The following is a 25,942-nucleotide window of genomic DNA, read 5'->3' on the forward strand; positions in this document are numbered from 1 at the left end:
CAAGGAGGTCCGTCATGGACATCGCACTGGTCATCATCCAAGCGTGCGTCGTGATCGGCGCGATCGTGCTCGGTGTCCGCACCGGCGGGATCGGGCTGGGATTGTGGGGCGTGGTAGGGACGGCGATCCTCGTGTTCGTCTTCCGGCTGCCGCCCGGATCGCCCCCGATCGACGCGTTCTTCATCATCATCGCCGTGATCACCGCATCCAGCGCGATGCAGGCCGCGGGCGGCATCGACTACCTGGTGTCGATCGCGTCCAAGATCATCCAGCGCAATCCGCGTCGGCTGACCTATGTGGCACCCCTGGTGGCGTTCGTCTTCACCGTGCTCTCCGGTACGTCGAACATCTTCTTCGCTCTGATCCCGGTGATCTACGAGACCGCGTACCGCAACGGCCAGCGGCCGGAGCGCGCGCTCGCCGCGTCGACCGTGACGTCGGGCCTGGGGATCACGGCGAGCCCCGTCTCGGCGGCCATGGCGGCCTACCTGGTGCTGATGGAGTCGAAGGGGTTCGGCCTGACCCAGGTGCTCGTGATCACCATCCCGTCGGCGATCGTCGCCTGCATCGTCACGTCGTTCGTCCAGCAGGGGGTGGGCAAAGAGCTGCTCAACGATCCGGCGTATCTGAAGCGCGTGGAAAGCGGCGCGGTCGAACTTCCCGCCGCGCTCGAGACGCAGTACGCCGAGGCTCGCGCCGGCGGTGGCGCGACTCCGACCGCGGTGAAGACCGGCCGGGGGGCCGGCTCCGGGCGGCCCGGTCGGCTCTCTCGCGAGGAAGCCTCGCAGATCGAGCACCCCGTCCCGCCCGGAGGCGCCACCGCGGCGTGGATCTTCGTCGCCGGCACGCTCCTCGTCGTGCTGCTCGGGCTCTTCCCCGGACTGCGCCCCGCCTTTCCCGACGAGGAGGGCGAGCTCGTCCCCATCCCGATGGCGACCGTGATCGAGATGGTGATGTTCACGGCAGCTCTGGTCATCATCCTGGTGAGAAAGGTCAAGCCGTCGCTGGTGGTGGAGCAGCCGCTCCTGCGCGCAGGCTATGTGGCGGCGGTCGCCCTGTTCGGCATCGCGTGGATGGCCGACACGTTCATCTCGGCCAACGAGGAGACCATCATCAAGCCGCTGGGGGAGCTGATCCAGGCGCAGCCACTGCTGCTGGCGGTCGCTCTGTTCCTGGTCTGCGGCCTGACCACCAGTCAGTCGGCGACGACCAACACGCTGATCCCGATCGCTCTGGCGGCCGGCCTCGCTCCGGGAATCATCACCGCGATGTGGCCGTCGCTGATCGGCGTCTGGCTGTTCCCGGCGAACGGCTCCCAGATCGCCGCGGTGGAGACGGACCGCACCGGCACCACCAAACTCACGCAGGTGCCGGTATGGCACTCGTTCACCATCCCGATGCTGGTCTCCTGGGTCGCCGTCGTGCTCTCCGGGCTGCTCATCCAGCTCGTCGTCCCGCGTTGACCGTCGGAGTGAGGAGAAAGATCATGCCCGACTCGAACAGAACCGACGCAGGGGCGGACAACCTGATGCCGGACGTGCTGGAGCGGCTCGCCGAGCTGGTGCGCATCCCATCGGTCGCCTTCCCGGGCTTCGACCCCGACCCGGTCCACCGGATGGGGGAGGCCGTCGTGCGGCTGTTCAAGGACGTCGGAGCCTTCGACGCGCGGCTCCTCGACGTGCCGGGCGGCTACCCCTGCGTGTACGCGGACCTTCCCGGCCCGGACGGTTCGCCGACCGTCCTCCTCTACGCCCACTATGACGTGCAGCCGGCGCCGCGGAGCCAGGGATGGACGAGCGAGCCGTTCGAGCCCGTGACCAAGGAGGACGGCCGCATCTACGGCCGTGGTGCAGCCGACGACAAGTCGGGCCTCGTCATCCACTACGCCACCCTGTCGCTGCTCGGTGAAAACCGTCCCTGCCGCGTGAAGCTGCTCGTCGAGGGCGAGGAGGAGACGATCTCGCACCTCGAAGCGTTCGTCGAGGCCAACCCCGAGCTCTTCGCCTGCGACGCGGCGGTGATCGCCGATATCGGCGGTCAGGAGGCAGGCCGGCCCGGGCTGACCACGGCCCTTCGCGGCGACGTCGCCTGCACGATCACCGTGCGCACCCTGGCCAACCCCGTGCACTCCGGAATGTTCGGAGGTGCCGCGCCGGACGCCATGACCGCGATGATCCGCATCCTCGACTCACTCCACGACGAGAATGGCGACACGGTGATCGACGGTGTCGACAGCGGTAGCTGGGACGGCGCCGCGATGGATGAGGACGTCTACCGCGACGGCTCGTCCATCCTGCCCGGCGTCGAGTTCCTGGGGACCGGTTCCCTGGCGGACCGGATTTGGATGCGGCCCTCCGTGACGGTCCTCGGCATGGATCTTCCCGGCACCGCCGAGGCGTCGAACGTCCTGCTTCCGGAGGTCACGGCGAAGCTGTCGATGCGCATCATCCCCGGATCGGATGGGGACGCCCAACTCGAGGCCCTCATGGCGCACCTCCGGCGGCAGCGGCCCTGGAACTGCGAGGTCGAGGTCGAGAAGGTCAAAGTCGGTCAGGCGTTCCGGGTGGATGCGGAGCATCCGGCGATCCGCGCTGCTACCGATGCCCTCGACGATGCGTACGATCGACCGGCCGAGCTCATCGGGAGCGGCGCGTCGATCCCTCTCGTGTCGTCGCTCCGCTCGGTCTCCCCGGGTGCTGCAATCGTTCTCTGGGGCGCGGAGGACACCAAGCAGTCGCGCATCCACGCGTCGGACGAGTCGGTCGACCCAGCCGAGATCCGCCGCATGATCGACGCACAGGTCGGTTTCATCCGGAGGTTCGCCGGCGCGGAGGAGTGACGGAGACCCCGGCCGACGTTCAGTCGTCTGGCGTTCAGTCGTCCGGGGTCTCGACCTGCTCGAGCTGCTCGCCGTCCGGCACCGTGCCCGGGATGGTCTTCTCGTACAGGAATGCGGCCGCCTCCGGCCACGCGCTCGCCTCCGCGAGCCGGTAGACCGCGACCGCCTGCGCACCCGCGTAGGTCGTCGCCGCCCGGATCAGCGCGGGCGGAGCGGCGCTCACCACGGGGAGCTGAGCGCTGAAATCGTCCTCATCCTCATCCGGGTGCAGGAAGAGGGCTCGGTACGTCTCAGCGCTCACGCGACACCTCCGGGCGGCTAGCGGCGCAGTTCTCGGCCGTGCACCGTGACCGCGTAGATCACGAGCACGTCGAGGGCGATCGCGATGATCGACCACCACGGCTGCGCCGGCAGCACCATCACATGCGAGACGGCACTGATCGCGGCGATGATCACCACGACGACGCGCGCCCAGGTGGCCCCCTGGAGCAGGAAGAGGCCGGCGAGCAGCAGCAGAACGCCGACGACCAGCGACCACCACCCCCACGCCGCCACATTGAACGAAGCCACGCCGCCCCCGGACCCGACGAAGTAGGCCGTATTGGGGCCGATGATCGCCATGATTCCGTAGAACAGGTCGATCGCCGCCCCGATGAAGAGCATGACCGCCGCGAAATAAGCCCAGCCGATCCAGCCGGTGGTTCTGACGTCCGACATCTCGCACCTCCCAGTGATCCTGTTGGGCGAATGGTGCGCCTCCGACAGCACTTCTGGCTATGCACCACTTGTCCCGGCCCCGGAGGGTCGGCGGCAGGTGCTGTCTAGCCGCGGCGCGTCAGGAGGTTCACACTTCGGCCATGAGTGAAGCCGACATCACGGCACCCACCACGCTCGGTCCGGGTTGCGTTCCGGGTGGGATGCCGTTGAAGATCCATCTCGGCGAACCGGAGTACGCCGCCCTGGTCCGCATCGCCCAGCACCGGCACACGACCGCCGCGAAGATGGTGGAGGAGCTCGTCCTCCACGCCCTCGCGCGTGCCGACGTCCCTCCGCCGGTGCAGGGGCCCATCAAGCGCCCGCACACCACCTACGACGACGCGACCCAGGGGTTCCGCCGAGACTGAGCGCACACGAAGGGACAGCCGAGAACGACGGGTGCGCGACCACGCCCACCCGATAGGCTGGCCACGTGCTTCTCTCCGATCGCGACATCAAGGCCGAGCTGGGTGCCGGGCGGATCTCTCTGGAGCCGTTCGAGGCGGAGATGGTCCAGCCGTCGAGCATCGACGTACGGCTCGACCGGTTCTTCCGGCTGTTCGACAACCACAAGTACCCCTTCATCGACCCGGCGGAAGACCAGCCCGAGCTGACCCGTTTCGTCGAGGTGGATGCGGACCAGCCGTTCATCCTGCACCCCGGCGAGTTCGTGCTCGGGTCGACGTTCGAGCTGGTGAGCCTGCCCGACGACGTCGCGGCGCGCCTGGAGGGCAAGAGCTCGCTCGGCCGGCTGGGACTGCTGACCCACTCCACCGCCGGATTCATCGACCCGGGATTCTCGGGTCACGTGACGCTGGAACTCAGCAATGTCGCTACGCTTCCGATCAAGCTGTGGCCGGGCATGAAGATCGGCCAGATGTGCTTCTTCCGGCTATCGTCCGCCGCCGAGCGGCCGTACGGATCGGCGGAGTACTCGTCCCGCTACCAGGGGCAGCGCGGGCCGACGGCGTCCCGTTCGTACCTCAACTTCCACCGCACCGACGTCTCCACCACCGAGGCAGGACGTCCCGCCTGACCCGCACGCCGACCGAGAGGGGCACCATGAGCGAGACCACCGACGCGGCCTTCGCACGGGCCCTGATCAGTTCGGGTCCGATGCCGGAGAACCCGCAACGGATGCACCTGTTCGGCCGGCTGGTCGGCAGCTGGACCGCCGACGTCCGGCTGCTCGACGAGGAGAACGGCGTGTGGAGTGAGTCCACCAACGAGTGGATCTTCGCCTACACGCTCGGGGGCCGGGCGGTGCAGGACGTCCTCGTGATCCGCGACGAGACCGACCCGGACGGCACCCGCGGCCGCGGCTCGACGGTCCGTGTGTACGACACGGCCCTCGGCGCATGGCGGGTCAGCTGGTTCGGGGCGGCGGCCGGCGACTTCTGCACGCTCGTCGCGACGCCCTACCGCCGCGACGGCATCCGGCAGGACGGCACGCAGACCGATGGCCGCCCCATCCGCTGGAACTTCTCCAACATCACCGACGACTCGTTCGAGTGGGACGGCTGGGTCTCCGACGACGAGGGCCGCACCTGGTGGCTCGAGCAGCACATCGACGCCACCCGCACGGGATGAGGCCGGCGCGGTGTTCGACGATTTCGACGCGCCGCAGCTCGACCGCTCGGTCTGGCTTCCGCACTACCTGCCCGCGTGGAGCTCGCTCGCCGAGACGCGTGCGAGCTACCTGATCCACGACTCCCGCCTGGAGTTGAGCATCCCGCCGGATCAGGGCCTGTGGTGCCCGGACGAGCACCAGCCCCCTCTGAGGGTCTCCGGGATGCAGACCGGCAACTTCTCCGGACCGGTCGGTTCGACCGTCGGGCAGCAGCCGTTCCGCGACGGACTGCGCGTCCGGGAGGCGCAGGAGGAGTTCCGCGGCTGCCTGGTCGACCGCGGCACGGTCGGCTTGCGCGCCTCCCTCTACCTCAGCCCGCGGTCGATGGCCTCGCTCTGGCTGGTCGGCTTCGAGGACGAGCCGGAGCGCAGCGGGGAGCTGTGCGTGATGGAGGTGTTCGGCCGCGACGTCGAGGAGGACGAAGCGCTGGTCGGGATGGGTTTCCACGCGTTCCGCGACCCGCGCCTCGCCGAGGACTTCGAGCGCATCCGGCTGCCGATCGACGTGACCGAGCCGCACGCCTACGAAGCGCACTGGGACGGCGACGAGGCGACGTTCCGGGTGGACGGCCGGGTGGTGCGGATACTGGATGCGCCCCCGCAGTACCCGCTGCAGCTCATGCTCGCCGTGTTCGATTTCCCGGAGTGGCCGGATGACCGCGCGGGCGGAGTGTTCGTGCCGACGCTCTCGGTCGACCGGGTCTGGGCGAACTGATTCGTGCCATCAGGGATGCCCGCGCGGGCATACGCCGCGCTAGTTATCCACAGTCAATTTCACAGGTGGAAAATATGAGCAGGACTCACAGCTGGCCCGAAGCTTCGAGGCTCTGGTCGGCGTACAGCGCGGGCAGCTGGAGGGTCAGCCAGGGGCTGAACGCCCACGGCGTCTCGCCGACGGCCGAGAGCAGAGAGCGCGGGTCGGCCCACGCCCACTCGGCGACCTCACTCGCGGCGGGCGACAGCTCGCCGACGACGGTGGCGGTGTAGACCGGGCACACTTCGTACTCGACGATGCCCGCCGCATCCACCGCGCGGTAACGGAAGTCCGGGAGCGCGATCGTCAGGTTGTCGATGCGGGCGCCGAGCTCGTGCTCCGCGCGCCGGACGACCGCATCCTCGATCGCCTCACCCGGGCCGGGGTGCCCGCAGAACGAGTTGGTCCAGACCCCGGGCCACGTCTTCTTCGTCAGAGCGCGGCGGGTGACCAGGATGCGACCCTCCCCATCGAAGAGGTGGCACGAGAAGGCGAGGTGCAGCGGAGTGGATTCCGTGTGCACCGTCGCCTTGTCCGCCGTGCCGATGGGCGTGCCGTCCTCGGCGAGCAGCACGACCTCTTCGCGGGGTGGCGTCATGCGTCCATACTAGGCGCGCCATCCTGCGACCCGGCCGGGCGTCCCGGCTGCCAGCCGAGGTTGCGTGCCATGGTCTCCAGCGTGCTCATCGTGGTGGCGTAGTCCTGCTCCGAGATGCCGTTCGCGAGCTCGGCGCGCACAGCCTCGACGCGGGCGAAGGCCTCGTCGTGAGCGGCGCGTCCCTCGTCGGTCAGCGTCGCGCGGTCGCCGTCGAACCAGACCCAGCCGCGCTCGACGAACTCGGCGAGGACGCGGTGGATGCGGTGGGCGCCCCGACGTCCGCCGCGGCGGTCGCGGTCGAACGGGTGGTGGCGGTGGCCCCACGGTCCGCCGAAGTCGCGCGCGGGACCCGGGAACGGGTATCCGCCGGGGAAGGGGCCGCCGACGTGCGGCGGGTAGGCGGCGAAGGGGTGGCCGGCGCGCACGGTGCCGAAGGCGAACCCGCGGTCGAAGCCGCGCTCGTACCCGCGCTCGAAGGCGTTCGGGTGGTCGTGGCCGTGGTGGTCGTGGTGCCCGCGCTGGTCACCGCGGGGGTCGTCGCCGTGGTGCTCATGTGCGCCGCCGTGCTCGGGGGAGGGACCGGCCGGTCGCTCGTCCCGCGGCTCCTGGCCGCGCCATCCCGGGCGGAACCCATGGCCGTGGCCGTAGCCGCGACCGAATTCGCGGCCGCCGGACCTCTCCGGCCGGTCGCCACGGTCGCCTCGGTTGCCATGGTCGCCTCGGTCGCCGTGCGGCATCCGGGCGGCGAGCTCGTCGGGAGTCGCGGGTCCGTCGGCGAGGGTGTGGAGGATGCGCCAGCTTCCGCGGCGCAGTCCCTGGTCGGCCAGTGCGTCGCGCATGCGGTCGTGCAGCCGGCCTTCGATCACGCCGAACCAGTACCCGGGCGGCGTCTGTGCGGGTGGTGTCTGTGCGGAGTCGTCGATGTTCGTCATCGTGGACTCTCCTTTCGATGTATGTACTGTTACAAGTAAATGTATAGTTACATGCATGAGCGATGGACGTCAAGAGGATCCGCCGATTCCGCCAGAGGCGGACATCGTCGCCATGGTCGAGAACGCACTGCTCGCGGTGCGCCGCGACCAGTCGCGGAGGCGCCCGCCGTGGGCCGACGGAATGCCCCACGGCCATGGGCACCACGGGGGTCGTGGCGGCCACTGGGGCAGCGGTCCCTTCGGTGCAGGACCGTTCGGGGCCGGTCCCTTCGCCCCCGGGTCGGGCGGGTCCGGGGCCGCGCCGGGCGGTCCCGGTGCACCGGCCGGCGCGCCCTTCGGCGACTCCGCGCGCCCCGGTCCCGGACGCCGGGGCCGCGACGGCTCCCTCGGCCGCATCGCCCGGGTGCGGATGCTCGAGGCGCTGGAGGGGGCAGAGGCCGACGGTCGCAGCCTGTCGGTGAGCGGCGTGGCCGAGGCCATCGGCGTCGACCAGCCACGCGCGAGCCGCCTGGTGCAGGAGGGAGTGGAGCGGGGACTCGTGCGTCGGGTGCCGGACCCGTCAGACGCGCGGCGTGCGCTCATCCAGCTCACCACCTCCGGAAAGGCTCAGCTGACCGAGCTGCGGTCGCACCGCCGCTCCGCGGTCGAGGCGGCGCTGTCGGCGTTCACGCCGGAGGAGGCACGCACCTTCGCCGAGCTCTTCGACCGCTTCGTGCGGGCGTGGCCGCGCCCCGGCGAGAGGGACGCTGAGAGCTGACCGCATCCTCTTGCCGCCGCCCCGGCCGCTCCCTATCCTGGGGCCCTCCCGGCTCGCGGGCGACGGCGCACCCGGTCGCATGAACCGCCTCACCTCGCTTCGCTGACGATCGTCGTCGAGCGGCCGGCGAGTTCAGAGACGAGACCCGCGATGACCGATAACGCCGCTTCCTCTCCCACCGTCGTGCTCGTGCACGGCGCCTTCGCCGACGCCGGCAGCTGGGCGGGGGTGGTCGAACTCCTGCTCGCCGAGGGCGTGAAGGTGCAGGCGCCCGCGAACCCGCTGCGCGGCCTGGCCGCCGACGCCGCCTACGTCCGCAGCGTGATCGAGCAGATCGAGGGTCCGGTGCTGGCCGTCGGCCACTCCTACGGCGGCGCCGTGATCACGAACGCCACGACCGGTCTCGCCAACGTGCGCGGCCTCGTCTACGTCGCCGCGTTCGCGCCGGACGAGGGGGAGGCGCTCGGGGATGTGGAGGCCGGCTCGACGGACAGCGTGCTGAACGCGGCGCTCAAGCCGGCGACGTATCCGACCGACGGCGAGCCCGCTCCAGAGCTCTACGTCGACCCGGCGCGGTTCCACGAGGCGTTCGCCAGCGACCTGCCGCCGGACCAGTCGGCCGTGCTCGGGGCGTCGCAGCGGCCCGTCGCCGCGGCCGCTTTCGCCGAGAAGACGGGGTCGCCCGCGTGGAAGACCCTCCCGTCGTGGGCCGTCGTCGCCGCGGGCGACAAGGCGGCCGGCGCCGATGTGATCCGCTCGATGGCCGAGCGGGCGGGCGCCGATGCGATCGAGCTGGAGGGCTCGCACGTGATCATGATCTCGCAGCCGCGCGCCGTGACCGACCACATCCTCCGCGCGCTCAAAGCGGTCTCCTGATGTCGGATGCGCTTGCGGGCAAGCTGCGGCGGACGGAGGTGCAGCATCAGCCGTCGTCGATCCCCGGGCGCGAGATCGTCCAGGTGCTGACCGAGATCCCCGTCGGGGTGGAGTCGGGCTGGCACATCCACCCCGGTGAGGAGGTCGGCTACATCCTCGCCGGGTCGGTGGAGATGCGCATCCGCGACTGGCCGACGCTGCACCTGAACGCGGGCGACGGGTTCCTCATCCCGCCCGGCACGCCGCACAACGCGCTGGATGTGGGGCCGGGCACCGGAGAGATGCTCTCGACGTACATCGTGGAGGTGGGGGAGCCGCTCGCCGTCTTCGTCGACGAGGGCGATCCCGTCGTGGACTGAGCCGGGCCCCGCCCGTCAGGCGGCGGACCGGCGCGGCGCCCGCACCGGCAGCAGCAGCGCGAGACCCGCCGCCAGCACGAGCACGATTGCGAGGATGCCCCAGTACTGCGCTCCGCCGACCGCCACGAACACCGCGAACAGCGTCGGCGCCAGGAACGACACCGCGCGACCGGTCGTCGCGTAGAGCCCGAACACCTCGCCCTCGCGCCCGGCCGGCGTCACCCGCGCGAGGAACGTGCGGCTGGCCGACTGCGCCGGCCCGACGAAGAGGCAGAGCACCAGGCCGCCCACCCAGAACGCGGCAGCGCCGAGGTCGTGCGTGAAGAACACCGCCAGGCCGGCGACGATCAGTCCGATGAGCGACGTCACGATGACCGACTTGGGGCCGAACCGGTCGTCCAGCCGGCCGGACAGCAGCGTGCTGACGCCGGCGACGACGTTGGCCGCGATGGCGAAGATGATGACCTGTCCGCTGGTGAACCCGAAGGTGCCTTGGGCGAGGATGCCGCCGAACGTGAACACGCCGACCAGGCCGTCCCGGAACAGGGCGGACGCGATCAGGAAGAGGACGGTGTTCCGGCTCTCCTTCCAGAGCTTGCCGATGTCGCGCACGAGCACCGCGTACGACCGGAAGAAGCCCACGCGTGGGGTGCGCGCGTTCGGCGGGATCTCCGGCACGACGAACAGCACGGGGAGCGAGAAGATCAGCGTCCACGCCGCCGCGATCAGCGCGATGATGCGGATGTTGAGGCCGTCCTCGGTCGGGACATGCAGCAGACCGCCCGAGCCCGTCACCATCCCGAAGTACACGATGAGGAGCAGGACGATGCCGCCCAGATACCCGGCGCCCCAGCCGAACCCGCTCACGCGCCCGACCGTCTTCGGCGTCGACACCTGCACCAGCATCGCGTTGTAGTTGACGGTCGCGATCTCGTAGAACACCGTCCCGATCGCCACAAGCGCGACGCCGAGCAGGAAGTACGACGGCTCGCCGACGACGAAGAACATGGATGCGGTGACCAGCACCACGACGCCGGTGTTGACCCCCAGCCACAGCTTGCGGCGTCCCGACCCGTCCGTGCGCTGGCCGAGCACGGGAGCGAGCAGGGCCACGACCGCGCCGGCGATGCCGACGCCCCACGCCAGCCCGCTCGACAGCACGGCGACAGCGGCGTCGTACGCGGCATGCGCCGGTCCTGATGTACTGGCCTCGGCATCCCGAGCCGCCACGATCGAGGGCGAGACGAAGAGGCTGCTGGTCAGGTAGACGGTGAACACGAAGGTCGTGATGACCGCGTTGAAGGCGGCTCCGCCCCAGTCCCAGGCCGCCCAGGCGACCACCCACCCGCGGGGGATGCGGCGGTCGGTCGCGCTGTCGGCGAAGAGCGGGCTCGCGGTCGTCACCAGGGCGTCGCCGTCGACGCCGCGGGGTTCGGCACCTGTCATAGCCACAGCGTAGGGCGTGGCGGGGAACGGCCGGTGAACGGCGCGGCTCCGCGACCGCACGGTGGCCTTTTGGGTGGCCGCACGGATTCAGCCCACCGCTGGGCCACCGGTATCGTGACGAGCACCCGACCCGTGGAGGTTCCATCGTGAGTACCGCCTCGTCCGCCCCGAACCCGTACGCCTGGGTGCGGCACCTGCTGCCCCGCGTGGTGATCGGCGCGCTGATCGCCGCCGCCCTCGTCGGCGTCTACGCCGTCATCCTCGGCCGGTTCGACGACACCTGCTGGCGGCTGATCGGCACCATCGCCCTGTTCGTCTTCTTCGCCCTGATCTCCTGGTACGACGCCGACGTCTCGGCGCGGCGGGCGTCGTGGTTCGGCGCGGTCAGCGTCGTCACGTCGGTGTACCTGTTCGGGATCGGGCTGTGGAAGGTGTGGGTCCCCGACGTGCAGCCGGTCGACGGCCTGTACGGGTCCGACGGCTACGACCCGTGGTGGCAGCCGTTCTCCTGGTTCCTGCTCGTGCTGGTGACGCGGATCGGCCTGCTCCACATCCACCTGGTGCTGAACACGCAGCGCCGGTTCACCGGGCCGATCATGAGCAAGGTGACGGTGGCGACCCTCGTGCTCGTCGGGCTGCTCACCGCCGGACTGTCGCTGCCGCTGATCTGGACGCACGTCGACTTCGGCGAGACGTACTGGCGTCTGGTGGCCGTGGTGGCGATTCTGGATGCGCTCGGCACGGTGCTCATCCCGCTCACGTACTCGCTGTTCGGGCCGAAGGCGGTGCGCCCTGCGCCGGCACCCTATGCCGGTCCGGGCGCGATGCCGTACGCGCCGCCGCCCGTGCAGGCTCCCGCCCAGGGTCCGACGTTCGCGCCGGCCGCGGCGCCGGCTGCTACTCCCGGCTGGACGCCGACCGCTCCGCCCACGCCCGTTGCGGCACCGGCACCCGCCGCCGCGCCTGCCTCCGCCGCGGCGCCCGTCTCCGCATATCCGCGCCTCGACGCCTCGGCGGGACTCCGGCTCGAATGGCCGCGCTACATCAACGGCCAGCCGCTCCCCGCGCGTCCCGACGGCTCGCCGGACTTCACCGGGGTGGTCGGCTACTGACCGCTCAGCGCGACGCGGGGAGGCTGTAGACCGTTCCCCGGTCGTCGCCGCGCACCTGCCGGTGCAGGTCCTCCATCGTGAGGTCGAGCTGGCTGGCCGTGCCTGCCGCTGCGGTCAGATCGCGCAGCAGACCGGCCGGCACCTCGCCGTCGTACTTGTAATAGATCTTGTGCTCGAGGCTGGCCCAGAAGTCCATCGCGACCGTCCGCAGCTGGATCTCCACCGGCACCAGCACCGGCCCGTCGCTGAGGAAGACGGGAACCTCGACGATCACGTGCAGGCTCTTGTACCCGTTCGACTTCGGATGCGCGATGTAGTCCTTCACGCGCAGCACCCGGACGTCGTCCTGCGCGGTCAGCAGGTCGAACACCCGGTACACGTCGGAGACGAAGCTGCACACGATCCGGATGCCGGCGATGTCGGTGATCGCCTCGCGGATCGCATCGAAGCTCGGCTCGCAGTTCTTGCGGATGACCTTCTGCTCGATGCTCTCGGGCGACTTGAGGCGGCTCGAGAGGTGCTCGATCGGGTTGTAGTCGTGGAGCTCGGCGAACTCCTCGCGGAGGATGCTCACCTTGGTCGAGATCTCGTCGATGCCGAACTTGTACGGCATGATGAACCGCGCGAAATCGTCCCGGAACGCCTGCACCTCGCTGAGCGTCGCGGGGTCGATGTTCTGCAGCGCCTCGATGGCGCGCGTGGAGAGGAGCGGGGCTGCGGCGGGATCCGTTTCCATGATCCCGACGCTATCGACGGTGCTTGTGCGGCCGGTGTGAATCGCACCGGGCCGCGCGGTGCCGGGCCTATGGTGACGCTATGGCCCACACGCTCACCGGAGACGCCGATCTGTTCCTGCCGGAGTTCGACGACCCGCCTGCCGAGCCGGGTGGACTGCTCGAGGAGTGGGTCCGCCGCGCGAAGGAGCGCGGAGTGCGCGAGGCGCTCGCGGCGACGCTCGCGACCACCGACGAGGACGGCGCGCCGGATGCGCGCACCGTCGCTCTGAGGCGCCTCACGGCCGACGGCGTCGAGTTCGGCACGTCGTCGGACAGCCGGAAGGGACGACAGCTCGCGGCCGATCCGCGCGCCGCCGTCGTGCTCTACTGGCGAGAGCTCCTGCAGCAGGTACGGGTGACCGGCCGGGTGGAGCGGCTCGGCGACGACGAGTCCGACGACCTGTTCGCGCGCAGGACGCGTGAGGCGCAGGCCGCGACGACGGTGAGCGAGCAGGATGCGCCCCTCGACGACCTCGACCTGCTGCGCGGGGCTGCCCGCGACATCCTGGCCGCGGAGGGTCCGATCGGCCGGCCGGAGCACTGGTACGCGTACCGCGTGGTGCCCGACCTCATCGAGTTCTGGCACGGCAGCCCGGACCGCCTGCACCGTCGCCTCCGCTACGTGCGGGTCGACGGCGGCGCGTGGACGGTCTCGCGCGTCCAGCCGTAGTGGGCGGGGACGAAGCGGTGGTCGGGGAGGAAACCGTGGATGCGACGGCCCGGCCGGTCCTCATCCTGTATTGCGCGCTGCCGGGCGCGGGCAAGACGACGGCGGCGCGCGAGCGGGCGCGGGAGATCGGCGCCATCGGGTTCAGCGCCATCCGGTTCAGCCCCATCCGTTTCAGCACCGACGAGTGGATGGCCGACCTGGGTCTCGACTACTTCGATCCGCTGCGCGACCGGGTGCAGGCGCGGCTCGACCGGCTGTGGCGGGAGCTGCTCGAACACGGGCAGAGCGTGATCCTCGAGGACGGGTCGTGGACACGGGCAGAGCGCGACGAGCTCCGGCGGGTCGCGCGGGGTTTCGGGGCGACCACCGAGCTGCACGTCTTCGACATCCCCGTCGAGGAGCTGTGGCGACGACTCGAAGGCAGGAATACGCGTCCGGGTCACGGAGAGGTTCCGATCACGCGAGAGCTGCTCGACGAGTCGCTGCAGAGGTTCGAGGCTCCCGATGCCGCGGAACTCGCGCTGTTCGACCGCTGGATCGTGCACACGGGTGGATCGTGATCATCGCGCCAGATAAGGTAAGGCTTACCTAATCTGGCGACGGGAGCTCCGATGGCACGAACCAACATGCAGGCGACGCGCGTGAAGCCGGAGCGCTCCGAGTTGCTCGTCCTGCACGTTCTGCGCCGCGAACGGATCTCGTCCGGGTTCGTCCGCGTGACGCTCGGCGGCGGAGACATCGAGCGGTTCGTGCCGCTGGGATACGACCAGTGGTTCCGGCTGTTCATCCCGGTGGGTGACGACTCGACCCTCGACCGGCTGCCCACGAAGCTCGACACCCTGGCCTACGCCCGCTACCTCGCCATCTCGAAGGCCGTGCGGCCGGTGCTGCGCAACTACACCGTCCGGGCCTTCCGGCCGGACGGTCCCGAAGGGCCGGAGCTCGACGTGGACTTCGTCCTGCACCGGGCGGCCGACGGCTCCAGCGGTCCGGCCGCATCCTGGGCGGAGGGATGCGCGCGCGGCGATGCGGTCGCCATCATCGACGAGGGCCGCACCTTCGCTCCGGCCGCGGAGATCGCGCACCTGCGGATCGTCGCCGACGAGACCGGACTTCCCGCCGTGGCCGGAATCCTGGCCTCTCTCGCCGAGCGCTCCAGCGTCTCGCCGGGGCTGGAGGGCACCGCGGTCATCGAGGTGCCGAACCCGGACGACGTGCAGGAGCTCATCGCGCCGGCCGGGATGGATGTGCGCTGGGCTGTCCGGGGCGAGCGCGGTGGCGTGCCGGGCGCGCTCGCCGCCGATGCCGCGCGGTCGCTCGCCGTCCCCGCGGTGCGCTCGTACGGCTGGGCTGTGGGCGAGTCGGAGCTGGCGGTCGGGATGCGCAGGCACTGGCTCTCCACCGGCACGGCGAAGGCCGACATCGTGTTCTGCGGATACTGGAAATCGCGGCACTGACGGGGAATACGCATCCCCCCTCCAAAGTTGAGTCTGGTGTACTCAAGTTTTGGGCTTGACGTCTTGACACCATCCCTTGTGGATGACAGTCTTGAGCCGTCGAGGCTCAAGTCTTGACCACAGACTTTCACGGCCACAAGCCAGCAACAAAGGAGAGAAGCACACATGTCACGTGCAGTAGGAATCGACCTCGGAACCACCAACTCCGTCGTCGCGGTGCTCGAGGGCGGCGAGCCCACGGTCATCGCGAACGCGGAAGGTTTCCGCACCACCCCGTCGGTGGTCGCCTTCACCAAGGACGGCGAGGTCCTCGTCGGCGAGACCGCCAAGCGCCAGGCGGTGACCAACGTCGACCGCACCATCTCGTCCGTCAAGCGCCACATGGGCACGAACTGGACCCAGGAGATCGACGGCAAGAAGTACACGCCGCAGGAGATCTCGGCCCGCATCCTGCAGAAGCTGAAGCGCGACGCCGAGCAGTACCTCGGCGACACGGTGACCGACGCGGTCATCACCGTCCCGGCGTACTTCAACGACGCCGAGCGCCAGGCCACCAAGGAGGCCGGTGAGATCGCGGGCCTCAACGTGCTCCGCATCATCAACGAGCCCACCGCTGCCGCGCTCGCGTACGGCCTCGACAAGGGCAAGGAGGACGAGCTCATCCTCGTCTTCGACCTCGGTGGCGGCACCTTCGACGTCTCCCTGCTCGAGGTGGGCAAGGACGACGACTTCTCGACCATCCAGGTGCGTGCGACCGCGGGTGACAACCGCCTCGGCGGCGACGACTGGGACCAGCGGATCGTGGAGTGGCTGATCAAGCGCTTCAAGGACTCCACCGGCGTCGACGTCTCCAAGGACAAGATCGCGCTGCAGCGCCTGAAGGAGGCGGCGGAGCAGGCCAAGAAGGAGCTGTCGTCGAGCATGTCGACCAGCATCCAGCTGCCCTACCTGTCGCTCACCGAGAACGGCCCGGCCAACCTCGACGAGACGCTCACCCGCGCCCAGTTCGAGCAGATGACCAGCGACCTCCTCGACCGCACCAAGAAGCCGTTCCAGGACGTCATCCGTGAGGCCGGCATCAAGGTGTCCGACATCGCGCACGTCGTGCTCGTCGGTGGATCGACCCGTATGCCCGCCGTCTCCGAGCTCGTGAAGCAGGAGACCGGCAAGGAGCCCAACAAGGGCGTGAACCCGGACGAGGTCGTCGCCGTCGGCGCCGCACTCCAGGCCGGTGTCCTGAAGGGCGAGCGCAAGGACGTCCTCCTCATCGACGTCACCCCGCTGTCCCTCGGCATCGAGACCAAGGGCGGGATCATGACCAAGCTCATCGAGCGCAACACGGCCATCCCGACCAAGCGCAGCGAGACCTTCACCACGGCCGACGACAACCAGCCGTCCGTCGCGATCCAGGTCTTCCAGGGCGAGCGCGAGTTCACCCGCGACAACAAGCCGCTCGGCACCTTCGAGCTGACCGGCATCGCCCCGGCCCCCCGCGGCATCCCGCAGATCGAGGTCACCTTCGACATCGACGCCAACGGCATCGTGCACGTGTCCGCCAAGGACAAGGGCACCGGCAAGGAGCAGTCGATGACCATCACCGGCGGGTCCAGCCTGCCGAAGGAGGACATCGACCGCATGGTGCGCGAGGCCGAGGAGCACGCGGCGGAGGACAAGAAGCGCCGCGAGTCCGCCGAGACCCGCAACCAGGCCGAGCAGCTCGTCTACTCGATCGAGAAGCTGATCAAGGACAACGAGGACAAGCTCCCCGAGGACGTCAAGAACGAGGTCCAGGGCGATGTGGACGGCCTCAAGACCGCCCTCGCCGGCGACGACGACGAGGCGGTGAAGACCGCGTACGAGAAGCTCAGCTCCAGCCAGCAGAAGCTCGGCGAGGCGATCTACTCCTCGGCGCAGCCGACCGAGACCCCGGCCGGTGAGGCGGGCGACGGCCAGCAGGCCGGCGAGTCCTCCTCCGACGATGAGGACGTCATCGACGCCGAGGTCGTCGAGGACGAGGAGAAGAAGTAATCATGTCGGACCAGAACGGCGGCTCCCCGGAGCCAGAACACGAGGAGCCGATCATCCGCGACAAGCGGAGGATCGACCCCGAGACCGGGAAGGTCCGGCAGCCCGAGGGTGAGCAGAAGGCGGACGACGCCGGCGAGCACGACCTCGCGCACGAGGAGCTCGTCGACGTCGGACCGGCCGAGAACCAGGAGGAGGGTCCCATCCTGAGCGATGACGACCTCGACATCCTGTCCGGCCAGACGACCGCCGAGCAGCTCGCGGCCGAGCGTCTCGCCGACCTCCAGCGGGTGACCGCGGAGTACGCGAACTACCGCAAGCGCACCGAGGCCAACCGTGAGATCGAGCGCGAGCGTGCGGTCGGCGATGCGGTGAAGGGGCTCATCCCCGTGCTCGACGACCTCGAGCGCGCGGAGAAGCACGGCGATCTGGGGGAGGGCAGCGCGTTCTTCACCATCGCCGCCAAGCTCCGGACCGCGGTCGAGCGTCTCGGCCTCACCCCGTACGGCGAGAAGGGCGAGCCCTTCGACCCGCAGATCCACGAGGCGATCTTCCAGCAGCCCACCCCCGGCGTGACGGCGGACACCGTCGCCGAGGTGGTCGAGACCGGCTACCGGCTGGGCTCCACCACCGTCCGGGTGGCGAAGGTCGTCGTCGCGGTGCCGGCCTGACCCGGCGACACGGCGCACGGCATGGCGGAGCGGCGGGGAACGGTTCCCGCCGCTCCGCTCGGCCTGTGCGCGCACGATTTTTCATGCAGACTTCATCCACGAACACCGACAACGACTTGAGAGGAGGCGCCCGTGGCTAGCCAAGACTGGTTCGACAAGGACTTCTACAAGGTCCTTGGCGTCTCCAAGGACGTCAGCGAGGCGGACCTCAAGAAGACCTACCGCAAGCTCGCCCGCAAGTACCATCCCGACTCCAACCCCGGCGATGCCGCCGCGGAGGCGAAGTTCAAGGAGATCAGCGAGGCCTACTCGGTGCTCAGCGATCCGGAGGAGCGCAAGGAGTACGACCAGATCCGCGCCATGGGGACCGGTGCCCGGTTCACGGCTCCGGGATCTGGCGCCCAGGGCGGCTTCGACGACGTCTTCGGCGGGATGTTCGGCCAGGGCGGAGCGGGCGGCCAGCGCTACACGTTCCAGCAGGGCGGCGGCGACTTCGACGACGTCTTCGGCGGGCTCTTCGGCAACGGCCGGTTCGGCACGACGACCGGCGGGTTCCGCGGCTACGGCGGCCCGACGCGCGGCCGCGACGTGACCGCACACACCACCATCGACTTCGTGACCGCGACGCGCGGCGAGACCATCACGCTGCAGGCGTCCGACGGCAAGCCCATCAAGGTCAAGATCCCCGCCGGCGTCGCCGACGGGCAGAAGATCAAGCTGCGCGGCAAGGGCCAGCCGAGCCCGGACGGCGGGGAGGCGGGCGACATCGTGCTCACCGTCTCTGTGCGCAAGCACCCCGTCTTCGAGCGCGACGGCCTGAATCTCCGCGTCAACGTCCCGGTCACCTTCGCGGAGGCCGCGCTCGGCGCGACCATCGAGGTGCCGACGCTCGGCGGCGACCCCGTCAAGCTGCGCGTCGCCCCCGGAACCCCGAGCGGCCGCGTGCTGCGCGTGAAGGGCCGCGGCGTCGAGACCAGCAAGGGCACCGGCGACCTGCTCGCCGTGGTCCAGGTCGCCGTGCCGTCGCACCTGTCCGCTGACGCCAAGGAGGCGCTCGAGGCGTTCGCCGCGAAGCTTCCCGACGAGAACCCGCGCGACGACATCCTGGCCAAGGCCCGGAGCTGACGATGGACGAGCACAGCCAGGTCTTCGTGATCTCGATCGCGGCGGAGCTCGCGGGCATGCACCCGCAGACGCTCCGCCAGTACGACCGGCTCGGACTCGTCAGCCCCAGCCGCACGGCCGGCAAGTCGCGCCGCTATTCGATGCGCGACATCGAGAAGCTCCAGGAGATCGCCCGCCTCGGCTCGGAGGGCGTCAGCCTGGAGGGCATCCGCCGCATCCTCGAACTGGAGGATCAGGTGGGCGAACTTCGCGGCCGCGTCCGGGAGCTGGAGAGCGCCCTCGCCGACGAGCTCCTGAACCGTCCGGGCCGCCGCGTGTTCGCGGCGGGCTCGGAGGGCGAGGTCGTCTCGATGCGCGCAGGCACCCGCGTGCGCCGCAGCAACCAGCTCGTCGTCTGGCGCCCCCTCGAGCGCTGACCGCTCGACCGCTCGCGTCCCCCGAGTCCCATCTTCCGTCGAAGTGCACGTCGTGGCTGCCAAATCCCCGAAATAGCCGCCACAACGTGCGCTTCGGCGCCGTGTCAGAGCGACGAGACGCCCTGGCCGACGTAGAGGGTGTTCTGGATGTTGTGCGCCTCGGTCGCGGCGATGTCGTCGTCGATCCCGGCCCGCACCTCGCGCATGAGCTTGTGCAGTTCGGCGTGCTTCTCCGGGAGCCGTGCGTGGCCGGTGCTGTCCCACAGGTTCGACACCGGCAGCGTGTCGCCCGCCTCGACCGCGAGCGTCCACTCCTCCGTTGTGGCGACGGCGGCGAACTCCGACTGCATCGTCACCAGCACGCTGCGGTGGAGGGCGTCCGCCGAGATCGCGCCGGCCTCGTTGACGAGGTCGAGCGTGCCCGTGGCATCCGACAGGAACTCGACGGTGAAGCCGAGCTCGGACGCATCTCGAGCCGTCCCCGCGCAGCAGTGCTGCGTCATGTAACCGGCGATGGTGACCGTGTCGACGTCGTTGGCCCGCAGCCAGCTCTCGAGATCGGTGCCGGGGAACGCGGAGACGCTCCCCTTGGTCACCACGTGCGCGGGCGTGCGATCGATGATCGTCTCGTGCAGCGCGGCGCCGTCCGAGCCGCGCGCGAAGACCGGCGACCCTTCGTCCTCGATGTGCTGGACGACGACGACCGGAACGCCGTGGTCGTCGGCCGCGTCCCACGCGACCTCGATGTTGGGGATGGACGTCATCAGATCCGGGTAGCAGATCTTCAGGTTGCCGGTGACGTACTCGTTCTGCAGGTCGATCACGATCAGCGCGCGCTTCATGGCTGAACTCTAAAGGTCTCGCCGTCGCGTCGACAGCGCATCTCGACAATATGCTCCTGGCCGAACGTCGGGGGTCCATGTCAGGCTGGGTGCTACCACCTCACATTGGAGCCCAGAGTGCGAAATGTCTCTCGTCAGTACCGAACAATCGCGGCGGCGGCGATCATGGCCTTCACCGGGGCCGGCTTGCTCATGCCAGCCGAGCCGGCAGCAGCATCGGCCGCCGACCTGTCCAGCCGGGTCAGCGCGCAGGTGCAGGAGGTCGGGCATGTGACTGCGCGAGCAGAGTTGGTGGATCCTGGATGGACCACCTCGAACCCGGCGCGTGTGGGCGACGCCGTCACCATCCGCACGACGATCGCCAACACCGGAAGTGTCGCGCTCAACGGCACGCGCTGGAACAGAGCCGACGACCCCGGCTCTCCGTGGGGCGTCCGAGAAGACCCGCTTCAGCCCGGGGAGCAGTTCGTCGCGACGCTGAAGCACGTCGTCACGCCCCTCGATCTCCGAGTCGGCTACATCGACTACACCGTGGAAGTGAGCGCCTATTGGGAGGCGTCCCAGGGCGGCTACCGGGTACTGTCGGCCCGCTCGCAGGTCGTGACCGTGCTGCCCGCGGCGGTGGTCGGCGATGTCCAGCTGGTCGCGCAGGTCAACGGACTGTACGTGACGGCGGAAGACGAGGGCGAGCGGCCGCTGATGGCGAACCGGTCGCAGGCCGGGCTGTGGGAGCAGTTCACCGTGCTCAACAATGGCGACGGAACCGTCAGCCTCCGCGCCGGCGCCAACGGCAAGTACGTCGTCGCAGAAGATGAGGGCGCCAGCGCGCTCATCGCGAATCGCACCGCGATCGGTCCCTGGGAGAAGTTCACGGTCGTCCCCAACAGGGACGGCACGATCAGCCTGCTGGCGGTCGCCAACGGAAAGTACGTGAGTGCCGACAACGCGGGTACGGGGGCGCTCATCGCCAACCGGACGACCATCGGCGTGGGGGAGAAGTTCCTGATGCAGTGACAACTCGAGGTGGTCGGCGCCATCGTCGTCATCGACGACTCACCCGATGCTGCGAGGACTAGGCTTTTGCTCGGCCGCCCCCGCCCACAAGGCGCACCGGCGGCCGAGCGATGAAGCACCCCGACTCCCACGAGGAAGCGACGATGAGAGCCCTGTTCAAGAGCGAGGCCGGGCCCGGCCTCGAACTGGTGGATGTCCCCGAGCCCGAGATGGGTCCGGAAGATGTCCGGATCCGCGTTCTGCGCACCGGCATCTGCGGCACCGACCTGCACATCCAGCGCTGGGACGACTGGGCGGCGTCTGCCGTGAAGGCCCCGCTCATCCCCGGCCACGAGTTCTTCGGCGAGGTGGTCGAGGTCGGACCGCTGGTCCGCGATGTCGAGGTCGGCGACCTGGTGTCCGGCGAAGGGCACATCGTCTGCGGCACCTGCCGCAACTGCCGAGCCGGCCGCCGTCAGATGTGCATCCGCACCCAGGGTGTGGGGGTGCAGCGCGACGGCGCCTTCGCCGAGCAGCTCGTCCTCCCCGCGACGAACGTGTGGGTGCACCACAGCGCCATCGAGCCGGAGGTCGGCGCCTTGTTCGACCCGCTCGGCAACGCCGTCCACACCGCGCTCGCCTTCCCGGTCGTCGGCGAGGACGTCCTGGTCACGGGATGCGGACCCATCGGCCTGATGGCCATCGCGGTCGCCCGCCACGTCGGCGCCCGCTTCATCGTCGGCACCGACATCAGCGCACAGCGGCTCGAACTCGCGCGCGGGATGGGCGCCGACTTCACCGTGGATGTGTCGCAGCACGACATCCATGAGGCGCAGAAGGCGCTCGGGATGCGCGAAGGCTTCGACGTCGGCTTCGAGATGAGCGGCGCCCCCACCGCGCTGCCGTCGATGATCGAGAACATGAACCACGGCGGCCGCATCGCCATGCTCGGGCTGCCGTCGAAACAGATCGCCGTCGACTGGGGCATCGTGGTCACCCACATGCTGACCCTCAAGGGCATCTACGGCCGCGAGATGTTCGAGACCTGGAATGCTATGGGCGCGATGCTGCAGACCTCTGTCGAGCTGCACGACGCGATCGCGTCGATCGTCTCCGACCGGTTCCCCGCCCGCGATTGGGAGAAGGGGTTCGCCGCCGCCGCGTCCGCGGGCGGGGGCAAGGTCATCCTCGACTGGACGGAGGTCTGAATATGTACGGGAGCTTCCGGGAGCACATCGCGACACAGCTGCAGGAGATCGAGGAGGCCGGCCTCACCAAGCGCGAGCGCAGCATCCACGGCCCCCAGTCGTCGCTGATCACCGCCGACGGCCAGGAGGTGCTCAACTTCTGCGCCAACAACTACCTCGGGCTCGCCGATCATCCGGCCCTCCGCGACGCCGCCAAGACGGCGCTCGACGACTGGGGCTACGGGATGGCCAGCGTGCGCTTCATCTGCGGCACCCAGGAGCAGCACCTCGAGCTGGAGCGGCGGGTGTCGCGGTTCCTCGGCACGGAGGCGACCATCCTGTTCTCCTCCTGCTTCGACGCCAACGGCGGCGTGTTCGAGACGCTGTTCGGTCCGGAGGACGCCATCGTCTCCGACGAGCTGAACCACGCATCCATCATTGACGGCATCCGCCTGTCGAAGGCCCAGCGGTACCGCTACAAGAACCGCGACCTGGCCGATCTGCGGGCGCAGCTGGAGGCGGCGCGGGATGCGGGAGCTCGCTTTACCGTCATCGTCACTGACGGCGTCTTCTCGATGGACGGATACATCGCCCCGCTCGCGGAGATCTGCGACCTGGCGGACGAGTTCGGCGCCCTGGTCTTCGTCGACGACTCGCACGCGGTCGGTTTCGTCGGGGAGCACGGCCGCGGCACGCCCGAGTTCTGCGGGGTGTCCGACCGCGTCGACATCTACACGGGCACCTTCGGCAAGGCGCTCGGCGGCGCCTCCGGCGGCTACGTCTCGAGCCGTCGCGAGATCGTCGACCTGCTGCGGCAGCGCTCGCGGCCGTACCTGTTCTCGAACACCCTCGCGCCGTCGATCGTCGCGGGAACCCTCGCTGCGCTCGACCTGCTGGAGCAGTCCGACCATCTGCGGGCGCAGCTCGTCACCAACGCGGAACTGTTCCGGCGGCTGATGACCGAGGCGGGATTCGAACTGCTGCCTGGGGCGCATCCCATCGTCCCTGTCATGTTCGGGGATGCCGCGCTCACCGCGCGCATGGCCGACGAGATGCAGCGCCAGGGCGTCTACGTGACGGCGTTCTCCTACCCCGTGGTGCCGAAGGGCCGCGCGCGCATCCGCGTGCAGCTGTCGGCCGCGCACACGGAGGAGGAGATCCGCCGCTGCCTGGATGCGTTCGTCGCGTCGCGGGAGGCCGTCGCCGCGTAGGACGAGATTTGCGCCAAATCTCCGTTATGAGCGACGGATAACCGAGATTTGGCGCAAATCGTGAGGGGGTGGACTCAGTCGTCGAGGGACGCGCGCGGCCGGCGCAGCGTCACACCGCGGCGGGCGAAGAACAGGCCGAGCGTGATGATCAGGAACACCGCGAGCACCGACAGGTCGACCATCGCGACCGTCCCGCCGACCGCCGCCGCCTGCGTCAGGCCGCACGCCCGGCCGGTCTGGTCCGCGGCACACAGGAACCGGTCTCCCTGGCCTGTCGCGCCCGTCTTCACCCACGATCCGATCAGCTGGTTGTAGCCGGTGGCCAGACCTTTCACCAGGGTCGGACCGGAGTGGCCTTCGCCGGGGACGGCCCAGTAGGTGACCTTCCAGCCGGCGTTCTCGGCGGCGGTCGCCGTGTCCTCGACCTGCTGGCGGAAGTGCGGGTCCTCCGCGCCGGCGACGAAGATCCCGACCGTCGGCCGGGGGTAGTCGTTCGCGGCGAGGACGTTCGCCGGCCAGGTCTTCTCGTACGCCGCCTGATCGCCGCCGAAGTAGCGGTCGCGGGTGACGGTCGGCCGGTACTCGCCCGGCTTGTCGGGCCCGGAGACGTCGATGACAGCTCCCCAGGTGTCCGGGTACTTCGCGCCCAGGTACGCAGCGCACTCGCCGCCGTGCGAGAAGCCCGCGATCACGCGGTCGGCGCGGTCCGGTGACGCCGGGAGGTTCGCGTCGATCCAGGCGGGGACATCCTGCGACAGGTACGTGTCGAGCTTGCCCGCGGAGGTGTCGGCGCACGGCGGGTTCTTGTCGACGGCGCCGAGCTGGTCGACGACGAGCACGAACGGCGCCTGGTCGAGCCGCTGCTGCCCGAGGCTGTGCAGGGCGTCGAGAGTGGCTCCGAGCGTCGGGTTGCCGGGCTGCCCCATCATCATCTCGACGACCGGACGCGTGCCCGACGGGTCGCGCAGCCACCCGGGCGGCACGAACAGGTGCGCGGCCCGCGCCTCGAAGCCGGAGCGGGTGGCCGGGATGCGCACCGCCAGCTGGTAGCCCTCGGCGAGGGTCTTCGCCGTGACGGGGATGCTGCGGCCGGCGACGATGGGCCGGGCCAACGCCGGCTGCGCGGTGACACCGACCACTCCGACCGTCAGCACGGCTGCGACCGCGGCGACAGCGATGCGCGCACCCCGCTGCCCGGCCGACTGCAGCACGTCCCCGATCGCCAGCGGCAGCACGGTCGCGGCGAGCAGCACCGCGAACCAGCCGGCCCCGGTCAGATCCGGGCGGGGCAGCAGTACGACGCCGAGCACGACGAGGGCGAGTCCGACGAGCTGCCCGGCGATCACCGCGATGACCGTCGCGGTCGCACGGAACCGCCAGGCCCGGCGGGCGAACCGGTACGCCGGGTACGCGCCCACCACGACGAGGGCGGCGGCGAGCCAGGCGAGCGCGGACATCGTTGTCAGTCTAGGTGCGCCCGTGTCCGTGGTCCGGGAGGAGCCTGCGTCGGGCGTACGGTTGCTCAAGAAGGAGGCGCGATGATCGTCGACAACGCCGTGTACGTGGACGGCGTCCGCACCGAACCGCCGTCGCTCGAGGAGACCAGCGAGACGGTGCGCGACCGCGGAGGCTTCGCCTGGATCGGGCTGTACCGGCCGAGCGAGAGCGAGCTGTCCGCCGTGGCGAAGGAGTTCGACCTGCCGGCGCTCGCCGTCGAGGACGCCCTCTCCGGTCACCAGCGCGCCAAGATCGAGAAGTACAGCGACATGCTCTTCGTCGTACTGCGGCCGGCGAGCTACGTGGACGAGACGGAGAAGGTCGAGTTCGGCGAGGTGCACGTCTTCCTCGGCGACGACTTCGTCATCACCGTCCGGCACTTCGAGACCCCCGACCTGGCGCGGGTCCGCAAACGGCTCGAGGGGGATGCCGCGCTGCTGGCGCACGGTCCGATCGCGGCGCTGTACGGCATCCTCGACGAGATCGTGGACGAGTACGCGCCCGTCGTCGCTGGCCTCGAGGACGACATCGACGAGATCGAGGACCAGCTGTTCTCGGGCGACCGCGGGGTGACGCGGCGAATCTACGAGCTGTCGACCGAGGTGATGCATTTCCAGCGCGCCGTGGACCCGCTGAAGGATGTGCTGCGCAGCCTGCGCGAGGGCCTAATCGCCCACGAGGCGGACGAGGGCCTGCGGGATAGGTTCCGCGACGTCGAGGATCACGTGATCCGCGTCACCGAACGCGCGGACGGCTTCCGTCAGATCCTGCAGAACGCGCTCACCGTGCACACGGCGCTCGTGGGCCGGCAGCAGAACGACGAGGTGAAGAAGATCTCCGGCTGGGCGGCGATCCTGTTCGCCCCGACCCTCGTCGGCACGATCTACGGCATGAACTTCCGCGTCATGCCGGAACTGCACTGGGCCTTCGGTTACCCGTTCGCGCTCCTGCTGATGCTCGGGATGGGCGTCGGGCTATACGTCGTCTTCAAGCGGAAGGGCTGGATCTAGCCCC

Annotated in this window: 29 protein-coding genes; 21 read left to right on the top strand and 8 right to left on the bottom strand. The window is 69.7% G+C overall.

The window, feature by feature from the left end; translation table 11 throughout:
- The first annotated feature begins 14 nt into the window (after positions 1-14).
- Together BLR91_RS00255 and BLR91_RS00260 are read left to right on the top strand one after the other, a co-directional pair.
- Positions 15-1,463, top strand: coding sequence for an anaerobic C4-dicarboxylate transporter family protein (locus BLR91_RS00255; RefSeq protein ID WP_089878439.1), 1,449 nt, complete (start codon positions 15-17; stop codon positions 1,461-1,463).
- Between the two features lie 23 nt (positions 1,464-1,486).
- Positions 1,487-2,839: a M20/M25/M40 family metallo-hydrolase gene (locus tag BLR91_RS00260; RefSeq protein WP_089878436.1), complete on the top strand. Its 1,353-nt coding sequence runs from the start codon at positions 1,487-1,489 to the stop codon at positions 2,837-2,839.
- Positions 2,840-2,873: 34 nt separating this feature from the next.
- Here BLR91_RS00260 and BLR91_RS00265 read toward each other — a convergent pair whose 3' ends face one another.
- Complete coding sequence (locus BLR91_RS00265) at positions 2,874-3,140, bottom strand: hypothetical protein (RefSeq protein ID WP_089878432.1); 267 nt, start codon at positions 3,138-3,140, stop codon at positions 2,874-2,876.
- Positions 3,141-3,157: 17 nt separating this feature from the next.
- Positions 3,158-3,556 (bottom strand): DUF7144 family membrane protein, encoded by a 399-nt coding sequence (locus tag BLR91_RS00270; protein WP_089878428.1) that lies wholly within the window; start codon positions 3,554-3,556, stop codon positions 3,158-3,160.
- Positions 3,557-3,696: 140 nt separating this feature from the next.
- On the opposite strand from BLR91_RS00270, the gene BLR91_RS00275 reads away from it, so the two are divergent.
- The 4 genes from BLR91_RS00275 to BLR91_RS00290 all read left to right on the top strand — a co-directional run bounded on the left by BLR91_RS00275 (position 3,697) and on the right by BLR91_RS00290 (position 5,939).
- Entirely contained in the window at positions 3,697-3,963 is a 267-nt protein-coding gene (locus tag BLR91_RS00275; RefSeq protein WP_029042926.1) for a hypothetical protein, read from the top strand.
- A gap of 65 nt (positions 3,964-4,028) precedes the next feature.
- Positions 4,029-4,631 carry a dCTP deaminase gene (gene dcd, locus BLR91_RS00280; RefSeq protein ID WP_018192463.1) on the top strand — a complete coding sequence of 201 codons (603 nt, stop codon included), beginning with the start codon at positions 4,029-4,031 and terminating at the stop codon, positions 4,629-4,631.
- 26 nt (positions 4,632-4,657) lie between these two features.
- Positions 4,658-5,185 carry a hypothetical protein gene (locus BLR91_RS00285; protein WP_089878425.1) on the top strand — a complete coding sequence of 176 codons (528 nt, stop codon included), beginning with the start codon at positions 4,658-4,660 and terminating at the stop codon, positions 5,183-5,185.
- Between the two features lie 10 nt (positions 5,186-5,195).
- Entirely contained in the window at positions 5,196-5,939 is a 744-nt protein-coding gene (locus tag BLR91_RS00290; protein ID WP_089878424.1) for a glycoside hydrolase family 16 protein, read from the top strand.
- Positions 5,940-6,024: 85 nt separating this feature from the next.
- On the opposite strand, the gene idi is transcribed toward BLR91_RS00290, so the two are convergent.
- A complete protein-coding gene (gene idi / locus BLR91_RS00295) occupies positions 6,025-6,576 on the bottom strand; it encodes an isopentenyl-diphosphate Delta-isomerase (RefSeq protein ID WP_018192460.1) in 552 nt (183 codons plus the stop codon).
- Entirely contained in the window at positions 6,573-7,508 is a 936-nt protein-coding gene (locus BLR91_RS00300) for a MarR family winged helix-turn-helix transcriptional regulator (RefSeq protein WP_089878421.1), read from the bottom strand. The genes idi and BLR91_RS00300 overlap by 4 nt, the downstream gene beginning before the upstream one ends.
- Positions 7,509-7,563: 55 nt before the next feature.
- Here BLR91_RS00300 and BLR91_RS00305 point away from each other — a divergent pair, with 55 nt between their 5' ends.
- The 3 genes from BLR91_RS00305 to BLR91_RS00315 all read left to right on the top strand — a co-directional run bounded on the left by BLR91_RS00305 (position 7,564) and on the right by BLR91_RS00315 (position 9,500).
- Positions 7,564-8,265 (top strand): MarR family winged helix-turn-helix transcriptional regulator, encoded by a 702-nt coding sequence (locus BLR91_RS00305; protein ID WP_231918767.1) that lies wholly within the window; start codon positions 7,564-7,566, stop codon positions 8,263-8,265.
- 150 nt (positions 8,266-8,415) lie between these two features.
- Positions 8,416-9,141 carry an alpha/beta fold hydrolase gene (locus BLR91_RS00310; RefSeq protein WP_020076530.1) on the top strand — a complete coding sequence of 242 codons (726 nt, stop codon included), beginning with the start codon at positions 8,416-8,418 and terminating at the stop codon, positions 9,139-9,141.
- Positions 9,141-9,500 (top strand): cupin domain-containing protein, encoded by a 360-nt coding sequence (locus BLR91_RS00315; protein WP_089878415.1) that lies wholly within the window; start codon positions 9,141-9,143, stop codon positions 9,498-9,500. The genes BLR91_RS00310 and BLR91_RS00315 overlap by 1 nt, the downstream gene beginning before the upstream one ends.
- A gap of 15 nt (positions 9,501-9,515) precedes the next feature.
- On the opposite strand, the gene BLR91_RS00320 is transcribed toward BLR91_RS00315, so the two are convergent.
- A complete protein-coding gene (locus tag BLR91_RS00320; RefSeq protein WP_089878412.1) occupies positions 9,516-10,946 on the bottom strand; it encodes an MFS transporter in 1,431 nt (476 codons plus the stop codon).
- A 146-nt stretch (positions 10,947-11,092) separates the two neighbouring features.
- Here BLR91_RS00320 and BLR91_RS19895 point away from each other — a divergent pair, with 146 nt between their 5' ends.
- Positions 11,093-12,058: a hypothetical protein gene (locus tag BLR91_RS19895; protein ID WP_157694699.1), complete on the top strand. Its 966-nt coding sequence runs from the start codon at positions 11,093-11,095 to the stop codon at positions 12,056-12,058.
- 4 nt (positions 12,059-12,062) lie between these two features.
- Here BLR91_RS19895 and BLR91_RS00330 read toward each other — a convergent pair whose 3' ends face one another.
- Positions 12,063-12,794 carry a GTP pyrophosphokinase gene (locus BLR91_RS00330; protein WP_018192455.1) on the bottom strand — a complete coding sequence of 244 codons (732 nt, stop codon included), beginning with the start codon at positions 12,792-12,794 and terminating at the stop codon, positions 12,063-12,065.
- Positions 12,795-12,874: 80 nt separating this feature from the next.
- Between BLR91_RS00330 and BLR91_RS00335 the strand changes: the two genes are divergently transcribed.
- The 7 genes from BLR91_RS00335 to BLR91_RS00365 all read left to right on the top strand — a co-directional run bounded on the left by BLR91_RS00335 (position 12,875) and on the right by BLR91_RS00365 (position 19,198).
- Positions 12,875-13,504, top strand: a complete 630-nt coding sequence (locus BLR91_RS00335) for a pyridoxal 5'-phosphate synthase (RefSeq protein ID WP_089878409.1) — start codon at positions 12,875-12,877, stop codon at positions 13,502-13,504.
- Between the two features lie 35 nt (positions 13,505-13,539).
- Positions 13,540-14,064, top strand: a complete 525-nt coding sequence (locus BLR91_RS00340; RefSeq protein WP_231918768.1) for an AAA family ATPase — start codon at positions 13,540-13,542, stop codon at positions 14,062-14,064.
- A gap of 51 nt (positions 14,065-14,115) precedes the next feature.
- The gene (locus tag BLR91_RS00345) at positions 14,116-14,961 is read left to right on the top strand and encodes a siderophore-interacting protein (protein ID WP_231918769.1); all 846 of its coding nucleotides are present in this window, start codon (positions 14,116-14,118) and stop codon (positions 14,959-14,961) included.
- Positions 14,962-15,126: 165 nt separating this feature from the next.
- Positions 15,127-16,989: a molecular chaperone DnaK gene (gene dnaK, locus BLR91_RS00350; RefSeq protein ID WP_018192451.1), complete on the top strand. Its 1,863-nt coding sequence runs from the start codon at positions 15,127-15,129 to the stop codon at positions 16,987-16,989.
- 2 nt (positions 16,990-16,991) lie between these two features.
- Positions 16,992-17,657: a nucleotide exchange factor GrpE gene (locus BLR91_RS00355; protein ID WP_018192450.1), complete on the top strand. Its 666-nt coding sequence runs from the start codon at positions 16,992-16,994 to the stop codon at positions 17,655-17,657.
- 132 nt (positions 17,658-17,789) lie between these two features.
- Positions 17,790-18,782, top strand: a complete 993-nt coding sequence (locus tag BLR91_RS00360; protein ID WP_018192449.1) for a DnaJ C-terminal domain-containing protein — start codon at positions 17,790-17,792, stop codon at positions 18,780-18,782.
- 2 nt (positions 18,783-18,784) lie between these two features.
- Positions 18,785-19,198, top strand: coding sequence for a heat shock protein transcriptional repressor HspR (locus BLR91_RS00365; protein WP_018192448.1), 414 nt, complete (start codon positions 18,785-18,787; stop codon positions 19,196-19,198).
- Positions 19,199-19,302: 104 nt separating this feature from the next.
- Here BLR91_RS00365 and BLR91_RS00370 read toward each other — a convergent pair whose 3' ends face one another.
- Positions 19,303-20,040 (bottom strand): cysteine hydrolase family protein, encoded by a 738-nt coding sequence (locus tag BLR91_RS00370; protein WP_089878402.1) that lies wholly within the window; start codon positions 20,038-20,040, stop codon positions 19,303-19,305.
- A gap of 165 nt (positions 20,041-20,205) precedes the next feature.
- Here BLR91_RS00370 and BLR91_RS00375 point away from each other — a divergent pair, with 165 nt between their 5' ends.
- From BLR91_RS00375 to BLR91_RS00385, 3 genes are all read left to right on the top strand, one after another.
- Positions 20,206-21,054 (top strand): fascin domain-containing protein, encoded by an 849-nt coding sequence (locus tag BLR91_RS00375; RefSeq protein WP_231918770.1) that lies wholly within the window; start codon positions 20,206-20,208, stop codon positions 21,052-21,054.
- Positions 21,055-21,197: 143 nt separating this feature from the next.
- A complete protein-coding gene (gene tdh / locus BLR91_RS00380) occupies positions 21,198-22,241 on the top strand; it encodes an L-threonine 3-dehydrogenase (RefSeq protein WP_026307314.1) in 1,044 nt (347 codons plus the stop codon).
- A 2-nt stretch (positions 22,242-22,243) separates the two neighbouring features.
- Positions 22,244-23,431, top strand: coding sequence for a glycine C-acetyltransferase (locus BLR91_RS00385; RefSeq protein WP_089878394.1), 1,188 nt, complete (start codon positions 22,244-22,246; stop codon positions 23,429-23,431).
- 74 nt (positions 23,432-23,505) lie between these two features.
- Here BLR91_RS00385 and BLR91_RS00390 read toward each other — a convergent pair whose 3' ends face one another.
- On the bottom strand, positions 23,506-24,888 hold the full coding sequence (locus BLR91_RS00390; RefSeq protein ID WP_089878392.1) for an alpha/beta hydrolase: 1,383 nt from the start codon (positions 24,886-24,888) through the stop codon (positions 23,506-23,508).
- An 81-nt stretch (positions 24,889-24,969) separates the two neighbouring features.
- Here BLR91_RS00390 and corA point away from each other — a divergent pair, with 81 nt between their 5' ends.
- On the top strand, positions 24,970-25,938 hold the full coding sequence (gene corA / locus BLR91_RS00395; RefSeq protein ID WP_018192442.1) for a magnesium/cobalt transporter CorA: 969 nt from the start codon (positions 24,970-24,972) through the stop codon (positions 25,936-25,938).
- Positions 25,939-25,942 lie beyond the last annotated feature (4 nt).

This window comes from Leifsonia sp. 466MF (genome assembly GCF_900100265.1).
GTDB lineage: Bacteria > Actinomycetota > Actinomycetes > Actinomycetales > Microbacteriaceae > Leifsonia.

Coding starts and splice junctions, on each gene's coding strand:
- BLR91_RS00255 (WP_089878439.1), top strand. CDS start 15: ATGGACATCGCACTGGTCATCATCCAAGCGTGCGTCGTGATCGGCGCG.
- BLR91_RS00260 (WP_089878436.1), top strand. CDS start 1,487: ATGCCCGACTCGAACAGAACCGACGCAGGGGCGGACAACCTGATGCCG.
- BLR91_RS00270 (WP_089878428.1), bottom strand. CDS start 3,556: ATGTCGGACGTCAGAACCACCGGCTGGATCGGCTGGGCTTATTTCGCG.
- BLR91_RS00275 (WP_029042926.1), top strand. CDS start 3,697: ATGAGTGAAGCCGACATCACGGCACCCACCACGCTCGGTCCGGGTTGC.
- BLR91_RS00285 (WP_089878425.1), top strand. CDS start 4,658: ATGAGCGAGACCACCGACGCGGCCTTCGCACGGGCCCTGATCAGTTCG.
- idi (WP_018192460.1), bottom strand. CDS start 6,576: ATGACGCCACCCCGCGAAGAGGTCGTGCTGCTCGCCGAGGACGGCACG.
- BLR91_RS00300 (WP_089878421.1), bottom strand. CDS start 7,508: ATGACGAACATCGACGACTCCGCACAGACACCACCCGCACAGACGCCG.
- BLR91_RS00305 (WP_231918767.1), top strand. CDS start 7,564: ATGAGCGATGGACGTCAAGAGGATCCGCCGATTCCGCCAGAGGCGGAC.
- BLR91_RS00310 (WP_020076530.1), top strand. CDS start 8,416: ATGACCGATAACGCCGCTTCCTCTCCCACCGTCGTGCTCGTGCACGGC.
- BLR91_RS00315 (WP_089878415.1), top strand. CDS start 9,141: ATGTCGGATGCGCTTGCGGGCAAGCTGCGGCGGACGGAGGTGCAGCAT.
- BLR91_RS00320 (WP_089878412.1), bottom strand. CDS start 10,946: ATGACAGGTGCCGAACCCCGCGGCGTCGACGGCGACGCCCTGGTGACG.
- BLR91_RS00330 (WP_018192455.1), bottom strand. CDS start 12,794: ATGGAAACGGATCCCGCCGCAGCCCCGCTCCTCTCCACGCGCGCCATC.
- BLR91_RS00335 (WP_089878409.1), top strand. CDS start 12,875: ATGGCCCACACGCTCACCGGAGACGCCGATCTGTTCCTGCCGGAGTTC.
- BLR91_RS00345 (WP_231918769.1), top strand. CDS start 14,116: ATGGCACGAACCAACATGCAGGCGACGCGCGTGAAGCCGGAGCGCTCC.
- dnaK (WP_018192451.1), top strand. CDS start 15,127: ATGTCACGTGCAGTAGGAATCGACCTCGGAACCACCAACTCCGTCGTC.
- BLR91_RS00355 (WP_018192450.1), top strand. CDS start 16,992: ATGTCGGACCAGAACGGCGGCTCCCCGGAGCCAGAACACGAGGAGCCG.
- BLR91_RS00365 (WP_018192448.1), top strand. CDS start 18,785: ATGGACGAGCACAGCCAGGTCTTCGTGATCTCGATCGCGGCGGAGCTC.
- BLR91_RS00370 (WP_089878402.1), bottom strand. CDS start 20,040: ATGAAGCGCGCGCTGATCGTGATCGACCTGCAGAACGAGTACGTCACC.
- BLR91_RS00375 (WP_231918770.1), top strand. CDS start 20,206: ATGGCCTTCACCGGGGCCGGCTTGCTCATGCCAGCCGAGCCGGCAGCA.
- tdh (WP_026307314.1), top strand. CDS start 21,198: ATGAGAGCCCTGTTCAAGAGCGAGGCCGGGCCCGGCCTCGAACTGGTG.
- BLR91_RS00385 (WP_089878394.1), top strand. CDS start 22,244: ATGTACGGGAGCTTCCGGGAGCACATCGCGACACAGCTGCAGGAGATC.
- BLR91_RS00390 (WP_089878392.1), bottom strand. CDS start 24,888: ATGTCCGCGCTCGCCTGGCTCGCCGCCGCCCTCGTCGTGGTGGGCGCG.
- corA (WP_018192442.1), top strand. CDS start 24,970: ATGATCGTCGACAACGCCGTGTACGTGGACGGCGTCCGCACCGAACCG.